Origin of the sequence: Streptomyces aurantiaciflavus, from assembly GCF_049808595.1 — a bacterium.
In the GTDB taxonomy this organism is placed as follows: Bacteria; Actinomycetota; Actinomycetes; order Streptomycetales; family Streptomycetaceae; genus Streptomyces.
In genome coordinates this window covers 267,997-289,685 of record NZ_JBNCAQ010000009.1, presented here as the reverse complement: position 1 = coordinate 289,685, position 21,689 = coordinate 267,997, and the positions used below count along the sequence as shown (strand labels likewise).

The window sequence follows — 21,689 nt, the reverse complement described above, 5'->3', positions numbered from 1 at the left end:
ACGGCGTTGTCAGTGGTGGGGTGCACCATGAGGGCATGAGCGTGAGCATCGACATCGCGGGGCTGCGGCCGGAGAGGGTCGCGATCGTGCCCTCGCCCCTGGCCGAGCTCGGTATGGCGCTGCACGCGCTGTCCGAGCCGGGGCACCACCCCGGCCTGCAGGGCTGGGTCACGAGCGTCACCGCGCGCCTGGACCCGCACCTGGCCGACCGGATGTGCGAGGCCGACTTCCTGTGGCGGACGTCGTTCTCCGACACCTTCCTGCCCTGCGCAGGCATTGCCGGCGGAAGCACGCTCCCCGGCGCGACGCTCGCCGAGGAGCTGGACCTCCTGGACAAGCTGACGGACGAACAGTTCGTGGACGCGGCCCTGGAGTTCACCTGCACGTTCGCCTACGACGCCCATGCGCCGAACGCCCTGTCGGACGAGGCCGTGCGCCGCCGCGCCCTGGAGGTCGCCGCCTCCCGCGGCCCCCAGCAGGTGCGGTTCACGCGGCGTCTCCTCGACGATCCGCCGAGCGTCCGCGGGTGGCTGAGACGCTTTCTGGAGGACTGCGACGAAGCCTTCTTCGCGGACACCTGGTCCCGGCTGAGCCACCAGCTCACGGCGGACGCCCGGCACAAGACGGAACTGCTGCGGCACCGGGGGCTCGCGGAGGCGCTGGCCGCGGTCTCCCCCGCGGTCACGCTGGACGAGGCCGCCGGGCGGATCGTCGTCGACAAGCTGATCGGGGGCCGCACCACCACCGCGGGCGGCGGCCTGCTCCTCGTCCCCACGAGCCTGGGCCGGCCGCATCTGAACGTGCTGCACCGCCATGGCTGGCAGCCGCTCCTGCACTATCCCGTCGGCGCCCCGGAGCCCGCCTCGCCGCCGTCCGTCGAGCAGCTCGCGCTGCGGATGACGGCCCTGTCCCACCCCGTCCGCATGCGGATCTGCCGCCACTTGGCCCGCAGCACGTACACCACCACCGAGCTGGCCCAGGTGCACGGCATGTCGGCCCCCGAGATATCCCGGCACCTCGCCGTCCTGAAGAAGGCGGGGCTGATCACCACCCGCCGACGCGGGCGGTACGTGCTGCACCAGCTCGACGTGTCGACAGTGGCGCGGCTCGGGAGCGACTTCCTGGAGGGAATCCTCAGATAGGCCCGGCGGGGGTTCCGGGTGGCGCCGCGCGGTGGCCGTCAGTCGAAGCGGATGTGTTTCAGGCCCACGCGGGCCTGGCGCAGCCGTGTCCGCAGAGTGCCCTCGTTGTTCGGCTCCAGTGTCAGACCGGCCAGGACGGCGATGCGGTCCGCCGTCTTCGGCACGGTCGAGTGGTCGGTCCACAGGTGCTCGGCGAACTCCGGTTCACGCAGCCGCTCCAGGCAGTGGTCGAGCTGCTGAACGGCCCAGCTCTCCCAGCGCAGAGGGGCGTTCTTTCCGGCGACGTACCGAAGGAGGTGTCCGAAGCCGCGCTCGCGCAGCCGCCGCAGGACGGTCTCCCGCTCGGCGAGAAGGGCGAAGTGCCGTACGTCGTGGCCGAGTGCGCGCAACCGGCCCACGGTCTCCTCGAAGTAGCCGGAGTCCGTGACCGTCATGGGCGCGATGACCACGCCGTCGTGACGGGTGAGGGCGAGGTCGAGGACCTCGACGACGCCCTGCCGCCAGGACGTCAGATCCTGGAAGTCACCACGGAGTCCGGGCGGCAGCATGCGGTGCAGGCCGAAGCCGACGTGCTCGGGGTCGCAGACGACGCTGCCGGGCAGGCGGCGCTGGATCTCGTGTGCGGTCTGTGTCTTGCCGCCCCCGAAGGGGCCGTTGATCCACAGGAGCATGCGCAGACCCTAGTGCGCGCCGGGCGCGCGCGGGGCGCGTTCCCCGCGGTTCAGTGCCCGCCGGCCCGCACCAGGCCCGTCTCGTACGCGAGGACCACGACCTGCACCCGGTCCCGCAACCCCAGCTTGGTCAGGATGCGGCCCACGTGGGTCTTGACGGTCGCCTCGGACAGCACCAGCCGGGCCGCGATCTCGCCGTTCGACAGGCCCTGGGCGACCAGCACCATCACCTCGCGCTCCCGCTCGGTGAGCCGCTCCAGCTCCTTGTGCTGAGGCTCCTTTCCGGTGCTGGGCAGCATCGGTGCGAACCGGTCGAGGAGGCGGCGGGTGGTGGAGGGGGCGACCACCGCGTCACCGCTGTGCACGGAGCGGATGGCGGCGAGAAGCTCGCCGGGCGGCACGTCCTTGAGCATGAAGCCGGAGGCGCCCGCCTTCAGCCCGGAGAAGGCGTACTCGTCGAGGTCGAAGGTGGTCAGGATCAGCACCTTCGGCGGGTCGGTCTCCGCACAGATGCGGCGAGTGGCCTCCACGCCGTCCAGCTTCGGCATGCGAACGTCCATGAGCACGACGTCGACCGCCGTCGAGCGCACGATCTGCAGGGCCTCGACGCCGTCACCCGCCTCCGCCACGACCTCCATGTCCGGCTGGGCGGCGAGCACCATCCGGAACCCGGTGCGCAGCAGCACCTGGTCGTCGACGAGCATCACGCGGATCGTCATCGGGTCCTCTTCCGTGGGTCCTGGTGGGGCTTTGGGGGCGTGACAGGTGTCAACAGGGGGCGTGCGTCGGCGTCAATGCGCCGGTTTGAGCGGGAGCAGGGCGCTGATGCGGAATCCTCCGCCGGGTCGTGGGCCCGCGTCCAGGGTGCCGCCGACCATGCCGACCCGCTCGCGCATACCGATCAGGCCATGGCCCTGGCCGTCGGCGCCGCCCTCCTCGTACAGCTCGTGCGGGGCGCCCTTGCCGTCGTCCTCGACGAGCAGACCGAGGCCGTCGTCGAAGTAGACCAGGCGCACGCTGGCGCCCGCGTTCGGCCCGCCGTGCTTGCGCGTGTTGGTCAGCGCCTCCTGCACGATGCGGTACGCGGTCAGCTCCACGCCGCTGGGCAGCGGGCGCGGGGTGCCCTCGATCTTGAAGTCCACGGGCAGTCCCGAGCCGCGGCACTGCTCGACGAGGTCCTCGATCTGCTCGACGTCCGGCTGCGGCACGTACTCCCCGCCCTCCTGGTGCTCGCCGGTGCGCAGCACACCCAGCAGGCGGCGCATCTCGGCGAGGGCCTGGCGACCGGTGGACGAGATCGTCTCCAGGGCCTTCTTCGCCTGGTCGGGGGCGGCGTCGAGGACGTAGGCGGCGCCGTCGGCCTGGACCACCATCACCGACACGTTGTGCGCGACGACGTCGTGCAACTCGCGCGCGATGCGGGCGCGCTCGGCGGCGACCGCGACCTTCGCCTGCGCCTCGCGCTCCTTCTCCAGGCGCGCCGCGCGCTCCTCCAACTGCGCGAAGTAGGCGCGACGGGTGCGGATCGAGTCGCCGAGCACCCAGGCCAGGGCGAACGGAATCGTCAGGAAGACCATCTGCGCGAGGTTGCCCAGCACGCTCGCGTCGTCGTTCGGCCAGCGCAGCTGCGCCAGGGGGGCCGCGCACAGGCCGATGCCCAGCGCGAGCCGGGAAGCCCAGCGGGCGCCGGTCGCGGCGACCGTGTAGACGATCACCAGCAGGGCGAAGTCGGCGGCCGTCTTCGTCACGTCCAGCACCAGCTGAGCCAGTCCGAGCACGACGGCCAGCAGCAGCATCTTCTCGGGCATGCGGCGACGCAGCGCGATCACCAGGCAGAGCAGGAACAGGATCGGGACGATCAGTGCCGGGGCGTCCGTGCCCGTGGCCTCCTGTCGCGCCGTCTCCGCGAGAAGCGAGAGCCCGAACAGGACGAAGGCCCAGAAGCCGTCGACCCCGGTCGGGTGTCTGCGAAGGAAGTCATAGAGGCGCTGCACGTAACCCAGCGTAGGGAAGCGGGATGCGTGCAGGGGTCAACCGGAGGGCCGATCCGGCGTCGCCGCGTGTACTCCGCAAGGTGGAGGCCGTGATCACCTGTACGCCTAGTCTGGCCGGGTGGTGAAAACGGTGACGGGCTCCGGCGAATGGCGCGGCTGGCGGGCGGCGACGGAGTCCGCCCTGTACGGAACGGACGGCTTCTACCGCCGCCCCGAGGGCCCGGCCGGCCACTTCCGCACGTCCGTGCACGCCTCCCCGCTCTTCGCCGACGCCGTGGCCCGGCTGCTGTGCCGCGTCGACCAGGCGCTCGGCCGGCCCGCGTCCCTCGACTTCGTCGACATGGCCGCCGGACGCGGCGAACTGGTCACCGGCGTCCTCGCCGCACTCCCCGCCGACGTGGCCGCCCGCACGCGTGCGTACGCCGTCGAGATCGCCGCCCGCCCGGAGGGACTCGCCCACCGGATCGAGTGGCTTCCCGAGCCGCCGCCGCAGGTCACCGGGCTGCTGTTCGCCAACGAGTGGCTGGACAACGTGCCCGTCGAGGTAGCCGAGGTCGACTCCGCGGGCGTGGTTCGGCTGGTGCTCGTCCGCGACGACGGCACCGAGCGGCTCGGCGAACCGGTGTCCGGCGCGGAGGCGCAGTGGCTCGCCCGCTGGTGGCCGCTCGCCCACGAGCAGGGCCTGCGCGCGGAGATCGGCCTCCCTCGCGACAGCGCGTGGGCCTCCGCCGTCTCCCGTGTCGCGCGCGGGCTCGCCGTGGCGGTGGACTACGCCCACACGGCGGATGCGCGCCCCCCGTTCGGGACACTCACCGGCTTCCGCGAGGGCCGCGAGACACCGCCCGTGCCGGACGGGTCGTGCGACATCACGGCCCACGTGGCGCTGGACGCGTGCGCGGAGGCGGGCGCGCACGCGACGCCGAACGCGCGCGCGGGAGCGGAAGCGGCGGTCAGGGGGGTGGGGGCGGACGCGGCACCCGGCGTCGGAGCCGGGACAGGCGCGGAGGTGGCGGGTGCGCCGGTGGGCGCGCGAGCCGATGCGCTGACGGGCGCGGAGGTCGGCACTTCCGCCGGCGCGCACGACAACGCCCCAGCTCGCGCGGAGCCCGATCCGGAAGCAGCGACGGGCGCACAAGCCGGCGCGGAGCCGGGCACGCCGGCGCGCGCGAAAACCGATGCGCTGGCGAGCACGGAGACCGGCGCGCCCCCCAGCGCGCACAACGACACCCCAGCCGGCGCGGAGTCGGACGCGCCGGCGGGCACACAAGCCGGCGCGGAGCCGGGCACGCCGGCGCGCGCGAGTGTCGACGTGCCGGCGGCCGGTGGTGATGGGACGGCGGGTGGGGCGGCATGTGCGCCTCCCGGCGTGCGGCTGCTCAGTCAGCGGGACGCGCTGCGCGCGCTGGGGATCGTCGGCGTGCGCCCCCCGCTCGCGCTCGCGGGCACGGACCCCTCCGCGTACGTGCGCGCCCTGGCGCGCGCCGGGGAGGCCGCCGAGCTCACGGCGCCGGGCGGGTTGGGCGACTTCGGGTGGCTGGTCCAGCTGGTTGGAATTCCGAACCCGCTCGGTCTGCCCGACCCGACCGGCTGACCTGCGTCTCCCTACTTGTCGATGTCCCCGACCACGAAGAACATCGACCCCAGGATCGCCACCATGTCCGCGACGAGCGTGCCCGGCAGCAGCTCGGTGAGCGCCTGGATGTTGTTGTACGAGGCCGAGCGCAGCTTCAGGCGGTACGGGGTCTTCTCGCCCTTGCTGACGAGGTAGTAACCGTTGATGCCGAGGGGGTTCTCGGTCCACGCGTACGTGTGCCCCTCGGGTGCCTTGAGGACCTTGGGGAGCCGCTGGTTGATCGGGCCGGGCGGGAGGTCGGCGAGGCGGTCCAGGCAGGCGTCCGCGAGGTCGAGCGCGTTGTGCGTCTGCTCCAGGAGGCATTCGAAGCGGGCCAGGCAGTCGCCCTCGGACCGGCTCACCACCTTCAGGGTGTCCTGCAGTTCGCCGTACGCCAGGTAGGGCTCGTCACGGCGCAGGTCGAAGTCGACGCCGGAGGCGCGCGCGATCGGCCCGCTCACGCCGTACGCGTGCACGGCCGCCGGCGTGAGGGTGCCCACGCCGCGCGTGCGGCCCCGGAAGATCTCGTTGCCCAGCACGAGGTCGTCGAAGACGTCCATGCGCGAGCGCACGGCGGAAACGGCGCCACGCGCGCGTGAGGCCCATCCGGCCGGCAAGTCCTCCTTGAGGCCGCCGACCCGGTTGAACATGTAGTGCATGCGCCCGCCGGAGACCTCCTCCATGACGTTCTGGAGGACCTCGCGCTCGCGGAAGGCGTAGAAGACCGGAGTGATGCCGCCCAGCTCCAGCGGGTACGAGCCCAGGAACATCAGGTGGTTGAGCACCCGGTTCAGCTCGGCGAGGAGCGTGCGTGTCCACACCGCGCGCGGGGGGACCTCCATGCCGAGCATCCGCTCCACGGCGAGGACCACGCCCAGCTCGTTCGAGAAGGCCGAGAGCCAGTCGTGGCGGTTGGCCAGCATGACGATCTGGCGGTAGTCGCGCGCCTCGAACAGCTTCTCCGCGCCGCGGTGCATGTAGCCGATCACCGGCTCCGCACGCATGATGCGCTCACCGTCCAGCACGAGCCGCAGCCGCAGCACACCGTGCGTGGAGGGGTGCTGCGGGCCGATGTTGAGCACCATGTCGGTGCTCTCCGCGGCACCGCCGATCCCGACCGTGGTCTCCGTCGTAGGAGTCATGGCCCCAGTCTCCCCTACGTACGCTGGCCGTATGGAAACGGGGAGCCCGGGGGGCGTGGAGACGACGGGGACCGAGGCGGCGTGGACCGGACTACCTCCGGGGCTGCTGCGGATGCGCCGGCTGTTGCTGGTGGTGTGGCTGGGGCCTGCGGCCGTGGGCCTCGGAGTACTGCTCGGCCTGTTCGCCGGCCCGGCGTGGTCCGCGTTCGCGCTGCTGCCGCTGGCGGGGATCGGCTGGGGCTGGGTCATGCTGGGCCGCAACTGGCGCTCCTGGCGGTACGCCGAGCGCGCCGACGACCTGCTGATCAGCCGGGGGGTGCTGTGGCGTGAGGAGACGGTGGTGCCGTACGGGCGGATGCAGCTCGTCGAGGTGACGTCCGGTCCCGTGGAGCGGCACTTCGGGCTGGCCAGCGTCCAGCTGCACACGGCGGCCGCCGCGACCGACGCGACCATCCCGGGCCTGGACCCGGCCGAGGCGGAACGGCTGCGCGACCGGCTCACCGAGCTCGGTGAGGCCCGATCGGCGGGGCTGTGACGGCGCCGGGCGTCGACGACGGCGTACGCGGCGACCTCCCGCAGCGGGCCGACGTCACCGAGCGCCGACTGCACCCCGTCACGCCGTTCCGGCGGGCGTGGGCGCCCGTCGCGGTGATCGTCGGCTGGGCGGCGCACGACCCGAACCAGACGCAGGAGCAGCTGACGCGGCTGACCACGACGACGCTGCTGATCGCGCTCGCCGTGATCGTCCCGGCAGCCGCCCTGTACGGGTTCCTGTCCTGGTGGTTCACGCACTTCGCGGTCACGGACGCCGAACTGCGCATACGGACCGGGCTGTTGTTCCGCCGCACCGCGCACATCAGGCTGGAGCGCATCCAGGCCGTCGACGTCACTCAGCCGCTGCTCGCGCGGATCACCGGTGTGGCGAAGCTGCGGCTGGACGTGGTCGGCGCGGACAAGAAGGACGAGCTCGCCTTCCTGGGCGAGGCGGAGGCGCGCGCGCTGCGGGCGGAGCTGCTCGCGCGCGCGGCGGGTTTCGCACCCGAGACGGCGCGCGAAGTCGGTGAAGCGCCGGCGCGCGAACTGGTCCGCGTACCGGCGCGCGAGCTGGCGATCGCGCTGGTGCTGACCGGCGCGACCTGGGGCACGCTCGCCGCCGCGCTCGTCGTACCGCCGGTGCTGTGGCTGGCCACCCACAGCGTGTGGACGGTTCTCGCGACCGGCGTGCCCCTGCTGGGTGCAGCGGGCGCGAGCAGCGTGGGGCGGTTCGTCGGCGAGTACGACTGGACGGTCGGCGAGTCGCCGGACGGGCTGCGGATCGACCACGGTCTGCTGGACCGCACGCATGAGACGGTGCCGCCCGGGCGTGTGCAGACCGTGCGCGTCGTCGAGCCGTTGCTGTGGCGGCGGCGCGGCTGGGTACGGGTGGAGCTGGACGTGGCCGGTTCGGCCAACTCGGTGCTCGTGCCGGTCGCCCCGCGCGCGGTGGCGGAAGCGGTCGTCGCGCGCGTGCTGCCCGGGGTGGCGGTGCCGACGGCGGCCGCCCTGTCCCGGCCCCCGCGCCGGGCCGGGCGCTGCCTCCCGCTGTGGTGGCGGGGCTACGGCATCGCCGTCACGGAGACGGTGTTCGCCGCCCGGCACGGACTGCTGCGCCGGAAGCTGGCGCTCGTGCCGCACGCCAAGGTGCAGAGCGTGCGCCTCGCGCAGGGGCCCTGGCAGCGGCTCTGGCGCCTCGCCGACGTCCACGTGGACACGGGGGCCAACCAAACGGTGACGGCCCGTCTACGGGACGTACAGGAGGCTGCGGACCTGCTGCGGGGTCAGGCGGAGCGCTCACGGACCGGGCGCCGCGACGCGCGACCCGATCGGTGGATGGCGTAACGCGGCCGGACGGAGGGAGCCGGCCTTTCGCGAACCGGCCTTTTCGCGAGCCGGCCTTTCGCGCGTCGGCCGGGAAGCCGCCGTGCGATGGTTCGCCGGACGTCGCACCGCGGCCCGCCGGACGTCGTTCGACGGCTCGCCGTCCCGTACCGGCCGCTCGCCTGCATGGCAAAGGGCCTGCCCGCCGTACCGGAGGCGGCGGGACAGGCCCTGTCGGAGCGTTCAGGAAGACCAGTGGGGCGTTCAGGAGGCGGCGGTGCGCAGGCTCTGGAGGTCGATCTGCTCGGTCTCGTCGTGCGCGGTCAGGTCGATCACCTGGCCGACGGCGCGCGCCTGCTCGTCCGCCGGCTTGAACTCCGCCTCTGACTCGGCCTTGTGCAGCGCGAGCGCCTCCTCGCCGACGACATCGGCGAGGTCCTCGTTCTGCACCGCCTCGAGCGCGTCGGACGCCGACGACTGCTTCGTACCGAAGAAGTCGAACCCGCCCTCGGCCGCCGGGGGCCGCACCGGCTGCGCGGCCGGTACGACGGCCACGGCGGTCGGCACGGTGAAGTGCCCGGAGGGGCGCTGCACGGGGGCGGCGGGGCGCGGGACGAGCGTTCCCGTCTCGGCGGCGGTGGGCTCGGCGGGCTGCGAAGCCCCTGCGGACCGCGCGGCTTCCGAGGCCTCCGGGGCCCGGTCGGCTTCCGCTTCCGGGGCCCGGGTGCCTTCCGGAGCTTCCGGCGTCTGCCCGGCGTGCGTGCTCTCCGCGTCCTCGGTCCGGGCGGTGGCCTCTTCCGGAGTGGCCTGCTGCGCCGGGGTCTCGTTCTCCTCGGTGGCCGTGTGGGGGGCGGCCGCGCGCGTGTGCTCGTCGACCGCCTCGGGCTTCCCCTTCGCCTCGTCCTCCTGCGCGGCCTCCGCGTCGCCGTCGGCCTGCGCGGGGGCGGCCTGCGCGGGCTCGGCCTCGGCGGGCTCGTCGCTCTTCACCGGCTTCGCCGGCTTGGCGGCGTCGACGTCGAACCGGGCCAGTGCCGCCTGGGCGCGCAGGTACAGCTGGGAGCCCTCCGGGGAGAAGGCCGCGGGAGCCTTCGGCTCGTCCTCGGCGGTCTCGGTGTCCGCAGTGGCGGCCTCGGCCTCGGCGAGCTCGGTCTCGGGTGCCTCGCCTTTGGGTGCCTCGCCTTTGGGTGCCTCGCCCTTGGGCGCCTCGGTCTCGGCGGTGTCGGCCGTGGTGGCCTCCCGCGTGGCGACCGCCCCCGTCTCCGCCTCGGACGCCTCCTCGGCGGCCCGCGCGGGCGGCAGGGCGCGCGAGGGGGTCGTGCTCTCTATCTCGAGCAGACGACGGCCTTCCAGGGCGCTCGCCCGCTCGGTCTCCGCCGTGGCGTAGCGGCGCAGCAGTGCCGCGTGCTCGTTGCGCAGGCCGGCCAGTTCGGTGCGCTTGGCCCGTAGGCGCTGCTCCAGCTTGACGCGCAGCTCACGCGACTCGTCGAGGTCGCTCTCCAGTTCGGCGACGCGCTCCTCGAAGCGCCACTCGTCGCCCGCACGCGCGCGCGTGAGGTCGGCGACCTGTTTGCCGGCCTGGATGTCCCAGCGGCGCATGACGACCGCGCCGACGATCGCCGTCACCGCGGCGGCCGCGGCCAGCACGCGGAGCACCAGTGGCTCCGTGAACACCCAGGGGCCGAGGGCGCAGACGAGGGAGACGCCTGCGATCGCCGAAGGAGGCAGCAGCCTGTGCAAAGGCGGGGAATGGCGGTGACGTCCACGTGGCATGGCCAGAAACTTACCGCGCGTAGGCGAATGTTGGCGCCCCGCCCCGTAAAAACACAGCCATACCGAAGCCTCCACAGGACATCAGGAAACAGACCGGTCGCCGAATTCCACCGGAATCAAGATCATTTCTGGCCGGTGCGGCCGTACCCCGACGTCACCGGCCGCTCAGCCGCCGGCTGATCCACTCCAGCGTCGGCGGTATCTCGCGCCGCCATGTGTTGAAGTTGTGTCCGCCGCTTTCGAGGGTGATCGACGAGATCCTGGTCCTGTTCGTCGCCTTCACCTGTTCTATGAACTTCAGCGTGGCCTTGTAGTTGGTTTCTCCGGCCTTGCTGCTGGTGACCAGTAGCGAGGTGTCCGGCGCGGGCCGGTGCTTCAGGAACCACCGCAGGTCGGCCTCGTTGCGCCGGGTCTGGTCGCCGTGGAAGAGGTCGCCGGTGGTCGGGTCGGTCGGCGCCTTGTAGTACGCCGACAGACCGGCGCCCGCTGCGTAGACGTCGGGGTGGTGCATCGCCAGCTTCAGCGCGCAGTAGCCGCCCGTGGAGTTCCCGATGATGCCCCAGCTGCCCGGCTTGCGGTCCACCCTGTAGTGGGCCGTCACGGCCTGGGGCAGGTCCTTGGCGAAGAACGACTCGGTCTGCGGCCCGCCCGGGATGTCCACGCACTCCGTGTCCCGCGGCGGCGCCACCGTCGGCCGCAGCATCACCAGGATCATCGGCCGCATCCGCCCGTCCTCGGCGAGCTCCCGCGCGGTGCGCGGGTAGTCCAGCTTGGTCACGAGCGCCTGCGCCGTACCGGGGTAGCCCGTGAGGATCACGGCCGCCGGGAACGTCCGCGTGCGGTAGCGCGGATCGAAGTACTCCGGCGGCAGGTACACGTACGCGGGCGTGGCGATCCGCGTCGTACGACCGGTGATGGCGACCTTCTGTATCTGCCCGCCGGACCGCGGTCCTCCGCCCGCGCCCTCCACGCGCCGTGTGTCGACCACCTGCAGCGGTCCAGCCGGGCCGCCACCCGCGGCGTGGTCGACGACGACGCCCTGGTCGGTCTCCCGACCGAAGAGGTCCGCCCAGCTGGCGTAGAAGCCGAAGGCCTGGTTGGCGGCCAGCCCGACGGCCGCGAATAGCGCCAACTGGGTGGCGAGCAGCAGGCCGACGCGCCCACTGACGGCCCGCCAGCCCCGCCCGGCGAGACGCGGCCACTGCCACACCGTGCCGGCGAACAGCAGTACGGCGGACAGGACTGCCAGCAGCAGCACTGTGTTGCTCGTGAGACCCATGCGGTGTTCCTGCCTGCGCTCTCCGCCCGGGATTCCCGTCTGCCTCGCTATCCTTCGCGAGGGCTTGTCCCGGACTTTCCTTGGCCTTTTCAGCGGCTTTGAGGAGTCGAGTGAACCTCTCTCCCCGAGACACCGTCCTAGAGGGCGCAATGTCGCCGGATGCCCGAATCGGCACCGGGTTCAAGGTCTCTCGCGGAACTACGGGATGCGATGTCTGTCACGGTAGATGGGGAAATGTCGGGCGGGGTTCCGAGCCGATCAAGCCGGGTGCGTCAGCTGGTCCGGGGCCCGCGCCCCGAATCCGTACCCGCCCTCGTCGGAAGAGCCTGCGCCCTCGTGGGACTGGTGGACGTCGCCGCCGGCGTCTTTCCCCGGTTCCGGCACAGCCGTATGCACACCATGGCCGAAGTGCTGCCCGGCGCGCTCGGCCCGTTCGCGGCCGCGCTCTCGCTCAGCGCCGGCGTCCTGCTGCTGCTTCTCGCGCACGGACTCAAGCGCGGCAAGCGGCGCGCGTGGCGCGCGGCGGTCGCACTCCTCCCGGCGGGCGCCGTCGCGCAGTTCACCTACCGGCACTCGATCGTCGGCGCGCTGATCTCCGTCGCGCTCCTGGTGCCCCTGCTGGTCCATCGCGACCAGTTCAGGGCCCTGCCCGACCCGCGCAGCCGCTGGCGCGCCCTCGCCAACTTCGTCCTCATGGGCGCCGGTTCGCTCGGCCTGGGGCTGGTCATCGTCAGCGCCCACCCCGGGCGCATGGTCGGCGACCCGAGCCTGGCCGACCGCATCACCCACGTCCTGTACGGCCTGTTCGGCTTCGAGGGACCGGTCGACTACCAGGGCAACACCTCCTGGACGGTCGCCTTCTCCCTCGGCGCCCTCGGCTGGATCACCGCGGTCACCACCATCTACCTCGCCTTCCGCCCCGAACACCCGGCCGCCCACCTCACCGAGGAGGACGAGACCAGGCTGCGGGCCCTGCTGGAGAAGCACGGCGGCCGCGACTCCCTCGGCCACTTCGCCCTGCGCCGTGACAAGGCCGTCGTCTTCTCCCCCAGCGGCAAGGCGGCCGTGACCTACCGCGTCGTCTCCGGTGTGATGCTGGCCAGCGGCGACCCCATCGGCGACGTCGAGGCCTGGCCGGGCGCCATCGAGCGCTTCATGGACGAGGCCAAGGCCCACTCCTGGACCCCCGCCGTCATGGGCTGCTCGGAGACGGGCGGCGAGGTGTGGACCCGCGAGACCGGCCTCGACGCCCTCGAACTGGGCGACGAGGCGGTGGTGGACGTCGCGGATTTCTCGCTCGCCGGCCGCGCGATGCGCAACGTGCGCCAGATGGTCAAGCGCATCGAGCGCGCCGGTTACGAGACCCGGGTCCGACGTGTCCGTGACCTCGGCGAGGCCGAACTGGAGCGCATCCGGCGCGCCGCGGAGGACTGGCGCGGCACCGACACCGAGCGCGGGTTCTCCATGGCCCTGGGCCGCGTGGGCGATCCCGCCGACGGCGACTGTCTCATCGCCACCGCCCACAAGGCCGACCCCGAACCCGGCCCGTACGGGGATCTCAAGGCGATCCTGCACTTCGTGCCCTGGGGCACGGACGGCGCCTCCCTGGACCTGATGCGCCGCGACCGCTCGGCCGACCCGGGCATGAACGAACTGCTGATCGTCGCCGCCCTCCAGGCGGCCCCGAAGTTCGGCATCGCGCGCGTGTCGCTGAACTTCGCGATGTTCCGCGCGGCGCTGGCGCGTGGCGAGAAGATCGGCGCGGGGCCGGTGCTGCGCGCCTGGCGCGGGCTGCTGGTGTTCCTGTCGCGCTGGTTCCAGATCGAGTCGCTGTACAAGTTCAACGCCAAGTTCCAGCCCCGCTGGGAACCGCGCTTCGTCGTCTACCGCGCCTCGGCCGACCTGCCCCGCATCGGCTTCGCCGCCATGCAGGCCGAGGGCTTCGTCAACCTCGCTCTCCCCCTGCCGCGGTTCCTGCGCCGCAAGCCCGCCGCCGCACGCGTGTGTGCCCACCAGGTGGCGGAGAGAGACGTACGGGCCGCCTAGCGGCGACGACCTGTGGACCGGGCCACCGAGACCGCCCGGGCGGAAACCTCGCCCCCTCAGCCCTGGGGCTTCCGCCCGGGCCGCACGGCATCGCGGCCCCCTCCTGGGCCTACGCTGAACGTATGAGCAAGCAGAGCGGACGCGGGCGCGTCGCCGGTCTTCCGGAATGGGACCGCTGCGCGGTCATGGGAGTCGTCAACGTGACCCCCGACTCCTTCTCCGACGGCGGCCGCTGGTTCGACACGACGGCCGCCGTCAAACACGGCCTCCAGCTCGTCGCCGAGGGCGCGGACCTCGTCGACGTCGGCGGCGAGTCCACCCGCCCCGGCGCGACCCGCGTCGACGAGGCCGAGGAACTCCGCCGTGTCATCCCCGTCGTCCGTGGCCTCGCCTCCGAGGGCGTCGTCGTCTCCGTCGACACCATGCGGGCCTCCGTCGCCGCCCAGGCCCTCGCGGCCGGCGCCGCCCTCGTCAACGACGTCAGCGGCGGCCTCGCCGACCCGGAGATGATCCCCGTGGTCGCCGACTCGGGGTCCCCCTTCGTCGTCATGCACTGGCGCGGCTTCCTCGACGGCGGCAACGTCAAGGGCGTGTACGACGACGTCGTCCGCGAAGTCGTCGACGAACTGCACGCGCGCGTGGACGCCGTCCTGGCCGGCGGCGTCGCCCCCGACCGCATCGTCGTCGACCCCGGTCTCGGCTTCTCCAAGGAGGCCGACCACGACCTCAGCCTGCTCGCCCACCTCGACCGGCTGCACGCCCTGGGTCACCCCCTGCTCGTCGCCGCCTCCCGCAAGCGGTTCCTCGGCCGCGTGCTGGCCGGCCCGCAGGGCGCACCGCCGCCCGCGCGCGAGCGCGACCCCGCCACGGCCGCCGTCTCCGCACTCGCGGCGCACTCCGGCGCGTGGGCGGTCCGCGTGCACGAGGTGCGCGCGACGGCGGACGCGGTACGGGTCGCGCGTGCCGTGGAAGGGGCGCGTGCGGGCGACAACACGCCGGGCACGCGCACTCAGCGCCAGGCGCGCACTTCCACGAACACACCCATGTCCGCCCCCGTGCCCGCACCGACACCGGCACCGGCGCCGGCACCCGACGCCACACCGGGGGCGCACGCCGCGACCGACACGCCCGGCGCGCACGGCCCTCACGACGCCCCCCGGCCCCCGCACACCCCCGACGGCGCAGAAGGAGCCCGGTGAGCGCCCCCCACACCGACGTCGAGCAGGTCGAGGCCGCCAACACCGCCTTCTACGAGGCGCTGGAACAGGGCGACTTCGAAGCGGTGTCCTCGTTCTGGCTCACCCCGTCCGACCTGGGCGTCGACGAGGAGTACCACGACCCGGCGGACGTGGGTGTGGTCTCCTGCGTGCACCCGGGCTGGCCCGTGCTCACCGGCCGCGGCGAGGTACTGAGGTCCTATGCGTTGATCATGGCGAACACCGACTACATCCAGTTCTTCCTCACCGACGTGCACGTGTCCGTCACCGGCGACACCGCCCTCGTGACCTGCACCGAGAACATCCTCAGCGGCGGGCCCGCCCCGGAGGCCGGCGAGGAGCTGGGGCCCCTCGTGGGCCAGCTGGTGGTCGCCACGAACGTGTTCCGCCGCACCCCCGACGGCTGGAAACTGTGGTCCCACCACGCCTCCCCGGTTCTGGCCGAAACCGAGGAGGACGAGGACGAGGACACCCCGTCCTGAGTGGGTAGGCGCCCCGGTGGACGGGTGACGCACAGGGACCGGGAAGTGGTTGGAATCACGGAGCGCGGGTAGAGGCGGCTACCAGCCCGTGAGCCGCCGGGTTCCCCAGGGGAAACGCACGGTGAAAACCTCTTGGCGCCCGCCGGGCCGAAGCCCCCTTGGCCCGGCCCTGTCAGTGCTCGCAGGTAGATTCGTTCGAGGCCGGTGTGCCGTCCCCGCACGGTACGGACCGGCCGTCACCGACGATTGCAGGAGTGATTCGCGTGGATCGTGTCGCGCTGCGCGGCTTGAAGGCCCGCGGGTACCACGGGGTGTTCCCCAAGGAGCGCGAGGAGGGCCAGACCTTCATCGTGGACCTCGTCCTGGGCCTCGACACCCGTCCGGCCGCGGCCGACGACGACCTGGCGAAGACCGTGCACTACGGCATCGTGGCGGAGGAGGTCGTGGCCGTCGTGGAAGGCGAGCCCGTCAACCTCATCGAGACGCTCGCCGAGCGCATCGCCCAGGCCTGTCTGAAGCACGAAGGGGTCCGGGAGGTCGAGGTCTGCGTCCACAAACCGGACGCACCGATCACGGTCCCCTTCGACGACGTGACCGTCACCATCACCCGGAGCCGAGTATGACCGCGTCCTTCACCGAGGGTCACAGCGACCCGACCGTTCAGCCGGTACCCGCCTCCGTCGTCGAGAAGGTCGACGCCGCCGACACCACCCTCCACAATCCGAAACGGGCCGTGATCTCCATCGGTTCGAACCTCGGCAACCGCCTGGAGACCCTCCAGGGCGCCATCGACGCCCTCGAGGACACCCCGGGCGTGCGCGTCAAGGCCGTCTCCCCCGTCTACGAGACCGAGCCGTGGGGCGTCGAGCCCGGCAGCCAGCCGTCCTACTTCAACGCGGTCGTCGTCCTGAAGACGACGCTCCCGCCGTCCTCGCTCCTGGAGCGGGCGCACGCGGTCGAGGAAGCCTTCCACCGCGTACGGGACGAGCGCTGGGGCGCGCGCACCCTGGACGTCGACATCGTCGCGTACGCCGACGTCGTCTCCGACGACCCGCACCTCACGCTCCCTCACCCGCGCGCCCATGAGCGCGCCTTCGTCCTCGCCCCGTGGCACGACGTGGAGCCCGGCGCCCAGCTGCCCGGCCGCGGCACGGTCGCCGACCTCCTCGGCGCCGTCACCCGCGACGGTGTGGAAGCCCGCAAGGACCTGGAACTCCGGCTGCCCGAATAGTCGTTAAGGTCAAACGACGACAGTCCCACGGCCACAGCCCGTGGGATCCGGGGGAACCGAAGGGACACCGTGAGAGAGCTGCGCATCAGGTTGCTGGCCGGCGTCTTCGTTGTGGCCGGCGTCCTGTCCTGGGCGGGCGCCCGCCTCTGGAACTCGATCGGGACCCTCCCCAGCGTCCCGCTGGCCGCCCCCATCGTCCTCGCCGTGATCGCCGTGATCCTGCTGGCCACGGCGCTCTCGCTGCGCGCCCGCCTCAAGGCTCAGCGCGAGCGCCGCCCCGAGGCCAAGGGCGTCGACCCCCTGATGGCGGCCCGCGCGGTCGTTTTCGGCCAGTCCAGCGCCCTGGTCGCCGCCCTGGTCGCCGGCATGTACGGCGGCACGGGCGTCTTCCTCCTGGAGTCTCTCGACATCCCGGCCCGCCGCGACCAGGCCATCTACGCCGGCTTCTCGGTCCTGGCCGGGGTCGCCGTCATAGCGGCGGCGCTCTTCCTGGAACGGGTCTGCAGGCTCCCGGAGGACGACGACAACAACACGGGGGCGGCTTCCACAGCATGACGCCGAAGGGATCCGGATCGCTCAGCGCGCCATGATCAGGCTCATCGCCTCGTTGCGCGTCGCCGCGTCCCGCAGCTGACCGCGCACTGCCGAGGTGATGGTCTTCGCACCGGGCTTGCGGATGCCCCGCATCGACATGCACATGTGCTCGCACTCCACGACGACGATGACACCGCGCGGCTCGAGGATTTCCATCAGGGAGTCCGCTATCTGCGTGGTGAGTCGTTCCTGCACCTGCGGACGGCGGGCATAGACGTCCACGAGACGGGCCAGCTTGGACAGACCCGTGATCTTGCCGCTGGTGGACGGAATGTACCCGACGTGAGCGACCCCCCGGAACGGCACCAGATGGTGCTCACACGTCGAGTACACCTCGATGTCCTTGACGAGCACCATCTCGTCGTGACCGAGGTCGAACGTCGTCGTGAGCACGTCCTTCGGCTGCTGCCAGAGCCCCGCGAAGATCTCCTTGTACGCCCGGGCCACCCGCGCCGGCGTCTCCCTGAGCCCCTCCCGGTCAGGGTCCTCACCGACCGCGATCAGCAGTTCGCGAATGGCGTTCTCGGCCCGCTTCTCGTCGAACTCGCCGATCGGGCCCTCGCCGTCCAGCGTCACGGGGTCGGTCATTCTGGTGCCTCGTTCCTGTACGGGGTCGCGTGTGGATCACGCGTGATGCGTGCGGCATGACCAAAACGCCGCGCCCCCCAGGCTAGAACCTGGGGGGCGCGGCGTTCATTCCGGGCCTGGTGAGGCCTCCGTAGGGCCGGATCGTCAGCTCTCCGGGCGGTCCTCGGGGGCCGGCTCGGTCACCGGGGCGGGGTCCGTCGCGGTGGACTTGGCGGTGCTGATCGCCGGGGTCGCGCCGTTCGCACCGTTGGTCAGTGCGAGCTCCTTCGGGGAGAGCACCGGCGGGCGGGTGGACGGGGTGCGCCGCGAGGAGCCGGTCCAGGCGGGCCGCGGCGGGCGCTTGACGATCGGAGCGAAGATCTCGGCGATCTCCTCCTTGCCGAGGGTCTCCTTCTCCAGCAGCTGGAGCACCAGGTTGTCGAGGACGTCGCGGTTCTCGACCAGGATCTCCCAGGCTTCGTTGTGCGCGTTCTCGATGAGCTTCTTGACCTCTTCGTCGACCAGCGCGGCGACCTCTTCCGAATAGTCGCGCTGGTGAGCCATCTCACGGCCGAGGAAGGGCTCGGTGTTGTCGCCGCCGAACTTGATGGCGCCGAGACGCTCGGTCATGCCGTACTGGGTGACCATCGCGCGGGCCGTGGCGGTGGCCTTCTCGATGTCGTTCGCGGCGCCCGTGGTCGGGTCGTGGAAGACCAGTTCCTCGGCGGCGCGACCGCCCAGCATGTAGGCGAGCTGGTCGAGCATCTCGTTGCGGGTGGTCGAGTACTTGTCCTCGTCCGGGAGGACCATCGTGTAGCCCAGAGCACGGCCTCGCGAGAGGATCGTGATCTTGTGGACCGGGTCGGAGTTCGGGGAGGCCGCCGCGACCAGGGCGTGACCGCCCTCGTGGTACGCGGTGATCTTCTTCTCCTTGTCCGACATGATCCGGGTCCGCTTCTGCGGGCCCGCCACGACACGGTCGATGGCCTCGTCCAGCATCTGGTTGTCGATCAGCTTCTTGTCCGAGCGGGCCGTGAGCAGCGCCGCCTCGTTCAGCACGTTCGACAGATCGGCGCCCGTGAAGCCGGGGGTGCGGCGGGCGACCGCCGACAGGTCGACGTCGGGCGCGACCGGCTTGCCCTTCTGGTGGACCTTGAGGATCTCCAGGCGGCCCTGCATGTCCGGGCGGTCGACGGCGATCTGGCGGTCGAAGCGGCCGGGGCGCAACAGCGCCGGGTCGAGGATGTCGGGCCGGTTGGTGGCGGCGATGAGGATCACACCGCCCTTGACGTCGAAGCCGTCCATCTCGACGAGCAGCTGGTTCAGGGTCTGCTCGCGCTCGTCGTGACCGCCGCCGAGGCCGGCGCCGCGGTGGCGGCCGACCGCGTCGATCTCGTCGACGAAGACGATCGCCGGGGCGTTCGCCTTGGCCTGCTCGAAGAGGTCACGGACTCGGGAGGCACCGACACCGACGAACATCTCGACGAAGTCGGAACCGGAGATCGAGTAGAAGGGGACGCCCGCCTCGCCGGCGACGGCGCGCGCGAGCAGGGTCTTGCCGGTGCCGGGAGGCCCGTAGAGCAGGACGCCCTTGGGGATCTTGGCGCCGACGGCCTGGAACTTCGCCGGTTCCTGCAGGAACTCCTTGATCTCCTGGAGCTCCTCGACGGCCTCGTCCGAGCCGGCGACGTCCGAGAACGTCGTCTTCGGGGTGTCCTTGGTGATGAGCTTCGCCTTGGACTTCCCGAAGTTCATGACCCGGGAGCCGCCGCCCTGCATCTGGTTCATCAGGAACAGGAAGACGACCACGATGAGGACGAAGGGGAGCAGGGAGAGCAGGATGCCCACGAAGGGGTTCTGCTTGGACGGCGACACGGTGTAGCCGTCCGGGATCTGCTTGTCCTGGAACTTGGTCTGCAGCGTGTTGGCGATGGTCACGCCCTGGTCGCCGATGTAGCTCGCCTGGATCTTCGAGCTGCCCTCGACCTTTGTGCCGTCCTTGAGCGTGACCTTGATGGTCTGCTCGTCACCGGTGGTGAGCTTGGCCGACTCGACCTTGTTGTCGTTGATCGCTGCCACGACCTGGCCGGTGTCCACCGTCTTGTAGCCGCCGGACGAGCCGACGACCTGCATCAACACGACCACGGCAAGGACGGCCAGCACGATCCACATGACCGGCCCACGGAAGTATCGCTTCACGTCCATCCATACGGAGCGGTGTCGCCCCGTCCCTCCTGCCATAGTGAGTTTGATAAGACAGTTCTTCTGACGGTACCCCAGCTTCGCTGCCCGAAGCCGCACGGGACGGCTGGCAAGCCCGTCTGCATGCTTCAACGGAGCGGAACCCGCTGGGGTTCCCGATCGTCCTACTGGCCTTGGCCTGTCTGGCTCAACCGCCGTAGACGTGGGGCGCGAGCGTACCGACGAACGGGAGGTTGCGGTACTTCTCGGCGTAGTCGAGGCCGTAGCCCACGACGAACTCGTTGGGGATGTCGAAGCCGACCCATTCGACGTCGATGGCGACCTTGGCGGCCTCGGGCTTGCGCAGCAGCGTGCACACCTTGAGGGAGGCGGGCTCGCGGGAACCGAGGTTGGACAGCAGCCAGGACAGGGTCAGGCCCGAGTCGATGATGTCCTCGACGATGAGGACGTGCTTGCCCTTGATGTCGGTGTCGAGGTCCTTGAGGATCCGCACGACGCCGGAGGACTGGGTGCCCGCACCGTAGGACGACACGGCCATCCAGTCCATGGTGACGGGGGTGGACAGCGCCCGGGCGAGGTCGGCCATGACCATCACCGCGCCCTTGAGGACGCCGACGATCAGCAGGTCCTTGCCCTCGTACTCAGCGTCGATCTTCGCGGCCAGCTCGGCCAGCTTCGCGTCGATCTCTTCCTTGGTGATGAGTACCTGCTTGAGGTCGGCACCCATGTCTTTCGCGTCCACCCACATCACTTTCGGTCGTCCCACCGGCCGGCCGGCCCCTCCGTGGAGTGCGGGGAGGGCCCGGATTCAGCCTTGCCGAATCACCAGTCTGCCACCCTGCCGCTGGGCGACGACTTTGCCGGGGAGATTGATGGCTCCCTGACCGCGCCAGCCGGTGATCAGCCGGTCGACCTCCTCGATGTGCCGGGCGAACAGCGAACCGGCCGGGGCGCCCGCCTCGATGGCGGCGCGGCGCAGGATGCGGCGGCGTACGGCGGGCGGCAGGGCGTAGAGCTTGGCGCACTCCAGCAGGCCCGCGGAGTCCCGTACGGCGGCCTCGGCCTGGCGGGCCCAGGCGTCGAGGGCGTCGGCGTCGTCGCGGGAGAGCTGGGCGGTGCGGGCGAGGGCTTCGACGACGCCCTTGCCGAGGGCCTTCTCCAGGGCGGGCAGGCCTTCGTGGCGCAGCCGGGAGCGGGTGTAGGCGGGGTCGGCGTTGTGCGGGTCGTCCCAGACGGGCAGGGACTGGACCATGCAGGCCTTGCGGGCGGTCTGCCGGTCGAGTTCGAGGAAGGGGCGGCGGTAACGGCCGCCGGCCCCCGAGACCGCGGCCATTCCGGACAGGGAGCGGATGCCGGAGCCGCGGGCGAGGCCGAGGAGGACGGTTTCGGCCTGGTCGTCCCGGGTGTGGCCGAGGAGGATCGCGGCGGCGCCGTGGCGTTCGGCGGCGGCGTCGAGGGCGGCGTAGCGGGCGTCGCGGGCGGCGGCCTCGGGGCCGCCTTCGCGGCCGACGGTGACGGCGGTGGACTCGACGGGGTCGAGGCCGAGTTCACGCAGGCGCAGGACGACTTCTTCGGCGCGGAGGTCGGAGCCGGGCTGCAGGCCGTGGTCGACGGTGATGCCGCCGGCACGGATGGCGAGTTTGGGGGCCTCGAAGGCGAGGGCGGAGGCGAGTGCCATGGAGTCGGCGCCGCCGGAGCACGCCACGAGCACGAGCGGCGACGGGGGGCGCTCGTGCGGGGGGACGCCCGGGGAGGCGTCGGGGGTGCCGGTGTGTGCGGTGAGGATGTCGTGGAGGACGCGGCGGACCGCCAGGCGTATCGCCGCGACCGCTGGATGGGGACCCATGTCCGGTTCCCTTCATGAAGTTTTCGGGGGGTGAGCC

Annotated in this window: 18 protein-coding genes and 2 pseudogenes; 10 read left to right on the top strand and 10 right to left on the bottom strand. The window is 71.8% G+C overall.

Annotated features, from left to right (window positions below):
* Positions 1–35 precede the first annotated feature (35 nt).
* The gene (locus tag ACPT94_RS13480) at positions 36–1,142 is read left to right on the top strand and encodes a DUF5937 family protein (protein WP_360335152.1); all 1,107 of its coding nucleotides are present in this window, start codon (positions 36–38) and stop codon (positions 1,140–1,142) included.
* A gap of 38 nt (positions 1,143–1,180) precedes the next feature.
* Here ACPT94_RS13480 and ACPT94_RS13475 read toward each other — a convergent pair whose 3' ends face one another.
* The 3 genes from ACPT94_RS13475 to ACPT94_RS13465 all read right to left on the bottom strand — a co-directional run bounded on the left by ACPT94_RS13475 (position 1,181) and on the right by ACPT94_RS13465 (position 3,807).
* A complete protein-coding gene (locus tag ACPT94_RS13475; protein WP_360335151.1) occupies positions 1,181–1,813 on the bottom strand; it encodes an AAA family ATPase in 633 nt (210 codons plus the stop codon).
* A 50-nt stretch (positions 1,814–1,863) separates the two neighbouring features.
* A complete protein-coding gene (locus tag ACPT94_RS13470; protein WP_360335149.1) occupies positions 1,864–2,532 on the bottom strand; it encodes a response regulator transcription factor in 669 nt (222 codons plus the stop codon).
* Positions 2,533–2,604: 72 nt separating this feature from the next.
* Positions 2,605–3,807: a sensor histidine kinase gene (locus ACPT94_RS13465; RefSeq protein ID WP_360335147.1), complete on the bottom strand. Its 1,203-nt coding sequence runs from the start codon at positions 3,805–3,807 to the stop codon at positions 2,605–2,607.
* Between the two features lie 118 nt (positions 3,808–3,925).
* Between ACPT94_RS13465 and ACPT94_RS13460 the strand changes: the two are divergent.
* Positions 3,926–4,715 (top strand): annotated as a pseudogene (locus ACPT94_RS13460) (SAM-dependent methyltransferase); the annotation flags it as partial.
* Positions 4,716–5,409: 694 nt separating this feature from the next.
* Here ACPT94_RS13460 and ACPT94_RS13455 read toward each other — a convergent pair.
* Positions 5,410–6,561, bottom strand: coding sequence for an NADH-quinone oxidoreductase subunit D (locus tag ACPT94_RS13455; RefSeq protein WP_360335143.1), 1,152 nt, complete (start codon positions 6,559–6,561; stop codon positions 5,410–5,412).
* A gap of 31 nt (positions 6,562–6,592) precedes the next feature.
* On the opposite strand from ACPT94_RS13455, the gene ACPT94_RS13450 reads away from it, so the two are divergent.
* Both ACPT94_RS13450 and ACPT94_RS13445 read left to right on the top strand, forming a co-directional pair.
* Entirely contained in the window at positions 6,593–7,096 is a 504-nt protein-coding gene (locus tag ACPT94_RS13450) for a PH domain-containing protein (protein ID WP_360335141.1), read from the top strand.
* Positions 7,093–8,439 (top strand): PH domain-containing protein, encoded by a 1,347-nt coding sequence (locus tag ACPT94_RS13445; protein ID WP_425245911.1) that lies wholly within the window; start codon positions 7,093–7,095, stop codon positions 8,437–8,439. The genes ACPT94_RS13450 and ACPT94_RS13445 overlap by 4 nt, the downstream gene beginning before the upstream one ends.
* A gap of 243 nt (positions 8,440–8,682) precedes the next feature.
* Here the strand turns inward: ACPT94_RS13445 and ACPT94_RS13440 are convergent, their stop codons facing one another.
* A complete protein-coding gene (locus ACPT94_RS13440; RefSeq protein WP_425245910.1) occupies positions 8,683–10,188 on the bottom strand; it encodes a prolipoprotein diacylglyceryl transferase in 1,506 nt (501 codons plus the stop codon).
* Between the two features lie 154 nt (positions 10,189–10,342).
* Entirely contained in the window at positions 10,343–11,467 is a 1,125-nt protein-coding gene (locus tag ACPT94_RS13435) for an alpha/beta hydrolase (protein WP_360335135.1), read from the bottom strand.
* 234 nt (positions 11,468–11,701) lie between these two features.
* Here ACPT94_RS13435 and ACPT94_RS13430 point away from each other — a divergent pair, with 234 nt between their 5' ends.
* From ACPT94_RS13430 to ACPT94_RS13405, 6 genes and pseudogenes are all read left to right on the top strand, one after another.
* Positions 11,702–13,513: a phosphatidylglycerol lysyltransferase domain-containing protein gene (locus ACPT94_RS13430; RefSeq protein WP_360335133.1), complete on the top strand. Its 1,812-nt coding sequence runs from the start codon at positions 11,702–11,704 to the stop codon at positions 13,511–13,513.
* Between the two features lie 122 nt (positions 13,514–13,635).
* Positions 13,636–14,493, top strand: a pseudogene (folP, locus tag ACPT94_RS13425) (dihydropteroate synthase); the annotation flags it as partial.
* A gap of 215 nt (positions 14,494–14,708) precedes the next feature.
* Complete coding sequence (locus ACPT94_RS13420; RefSeq protein ID WP_360335129.1) at positions 14,709–15,212, top strand: nuclear transport factor 2 family protein; 504 nt, start codon at positions 14,709–14,711, stop codon at positions 15,210–15,212.
* A 263-nt stretch (positions 15,213–15,475) separates the two neighbouring features.
* Positions 15,476–15,835, top strand: coding sequence for a dihydroneopterin aldolase (gene folB, locus ACPT94_RS13415; RefSeq protein WP_360335127.1), 360 nt, complete (start codon positions 15,476–15,478; stop codon positions 15,833–15,835).
* The gene (folK, locus tag ACPT94_RS13410; RefSeq protein ID WP_360335125.1) at positions 15,832–16,443 is read left to right on the top strand and encodes a 2-amino-4-hydroxy-6-hydroxymethyldihydropteridine diphosphokinase; all 612 of its coding nucleotides are present in this window, start codon (positions 15,832–15,834) and stop codon (positions 16,441–16,443) included. Before folB ends, folK begins: the two co-directional genes overlap by 4 nt.
* 69 nt (positions 16,444–16,512) lie before the next feature.
* Positions 16,513–16,998 (top strand): DUF3180 domain-containing protein, encoded by a 486-nt coding sequence (locus ACPT94_RS13405; RefSeq protein WP_360335123.1) that lies wholly within the window; start codon positions 16,513–16,515, stop codon positions 16,996–16,998.
* Between the two features lie 21 nt (positions 16,999–17,019).
* Here the strand turns inward: ACPT94_RS13405 and folE are convergent, their stop codons facing one another.
* The 4 genes from folE to tilS all read right to left on the bottom strand — a co-directional run bounded on the left by folE (position 17,020) and on the right by tilS (position 21,652).
* Positions 17,020–17,625: a GTP cyclohydrolase I FolE gene (gene folE / locus ACPT94_RS13400; protein ID WP_360335121.1), complete on the bottom strand. Its 606-nt coding sequence runs from the start codon at positions 17,623–17,625 to the stop codon at positions 17,020–17,022.
* Positions 17,626–17,769: 144 nt separating this feature from the next.
* Positions 17,770–19,809, bottom strand: coding sequence for an ATP-dependent zinc metalloprotease FtsH (gene ftsH / locus ACPT94_RS13395; protein WP_360335119.1), 2,040 nt, complete (start codon positions 19,807–19,809; stop codon positions 17,770–17,772).
* A 184-nt stretch (positions 19,810–19,993) separates the two neighbouring features.
* Complete coding sequence (gene hpt, locus ACPT94_RS13390) at positions 19,994–20,554, bottom strand: hypoxanthine phosphoribosyltransferase (RefSeq protein WP_189943676.1); 561 nt, start codon at positions 20,552–20,554, stop codon at positions 19,994–19,996.
* Positions 20,555–20,614: 60 nt separating this feature from the next.
* Positions 20,615–21,652, bottom strand: coding sequence for a tRNA lysidine(34) synthetase TilS (tilS, locus tag ACPT94_RS13385; RefSeq protein ID WP_360335117.1), 1,038 nt, complete (start codon positions 21,650–21,652; stop codon positions 20,615–20,617).
* Between the last annotated feature and the right edge of the window lie 37 nt (positions 21,653–21,689).

Bases quoted from the DNA above. Each gene is read 5' to 3' on its own strand.
- ACPT94_RS13480 (WP_360335152.1), top strand. From the start codon at position 36: ATGAGCGTGAGCATCGACATCGCGGGGCTGCGGCCGGAGAGGGTCGCG.
- ACPT94_RS13475 (WP_360335151.1), bottom strand. From the start codon at position 1,813: ATGCTCCTGTGGATCAACGGCCCCTTCGGGGGCGGCAAGACACAGACC.
- ACPT94_RS13470 (WP_360335149.1), bottom strand. From the start codon at position 2,532: ATGACGATCCGCGTGATGCTCGTCGACGACCAGGTGCTGCTGCGCACC.
- ACPT94_RS13455 (WP_360335143.1), bottom strand. From the start codon at position 6,561: ATGACTCCTACGACGGAGACCACGGTCGGGATCGGCGGTGCCGCGGAG.
- ACPT94_RS13450 (WP_360335141.1), top strand. From the start codon at position 6,593: ATGGAAACGGGGAGCCCGGGGGGCGTGGAGACGACGGGGACCGAGGCG.
- ACPT94_RS13440 (WP_425245910.1), bottom strand. From the start codon at position 10,188: ATGCCACGTGGACGTCACCGCCATTCCCCGCCTTTGCACAGGCTGCTG.
- ACPT94_RS13435 (WP_360335135.1), bottom strand. From the start codon at position 11,467: ATGGGTCTCACGAGCAACACAGTGCTGCTGCTGGCAGTCCTGTCCGCC.
- ACPT94_RS13430 (WP_360335133.1), top strand. From the start codon at position 11,702: ATGTCGGGCGGGGTTCCGAGCCGATCAAGCCGGGTGCGTCAGCTGGTC.
- folK (WP_360335125.1), top strand. From the start codon at position 15,832: ATGACCGCGTCCTTCACCGAGGGTCACAGCGACCCGACCGTTCAGCCG.
- folE (WP_360335121.1), bottom strand. From the start codon at position 17,625: ATGACCGACCCCGTGACGCTGGACGGCGAGGGCCCGATCGGCGAGTTC.
- ftsH (WP_360335119.1), bottom strand. From the start codon at position 19,809: ATGGACGTGAAGCGATACTTCCGTGGGCCGGTCATGTGGATCGTGCTG.
- hpt (WP_189943676.1), bottom strand. From the start codon at position 20,554: ATGTGGGTGGACGCGAAAGACATGGGTGCCGACCTCAAGCAGGTACTC.
- tilS (WP_360335117.1), bottom strand. From the start codon at position 21,652: ATGGGTCCCCATCCAGCGGTCGCGGCGATACGCCTGGCGGTCCGCCGC.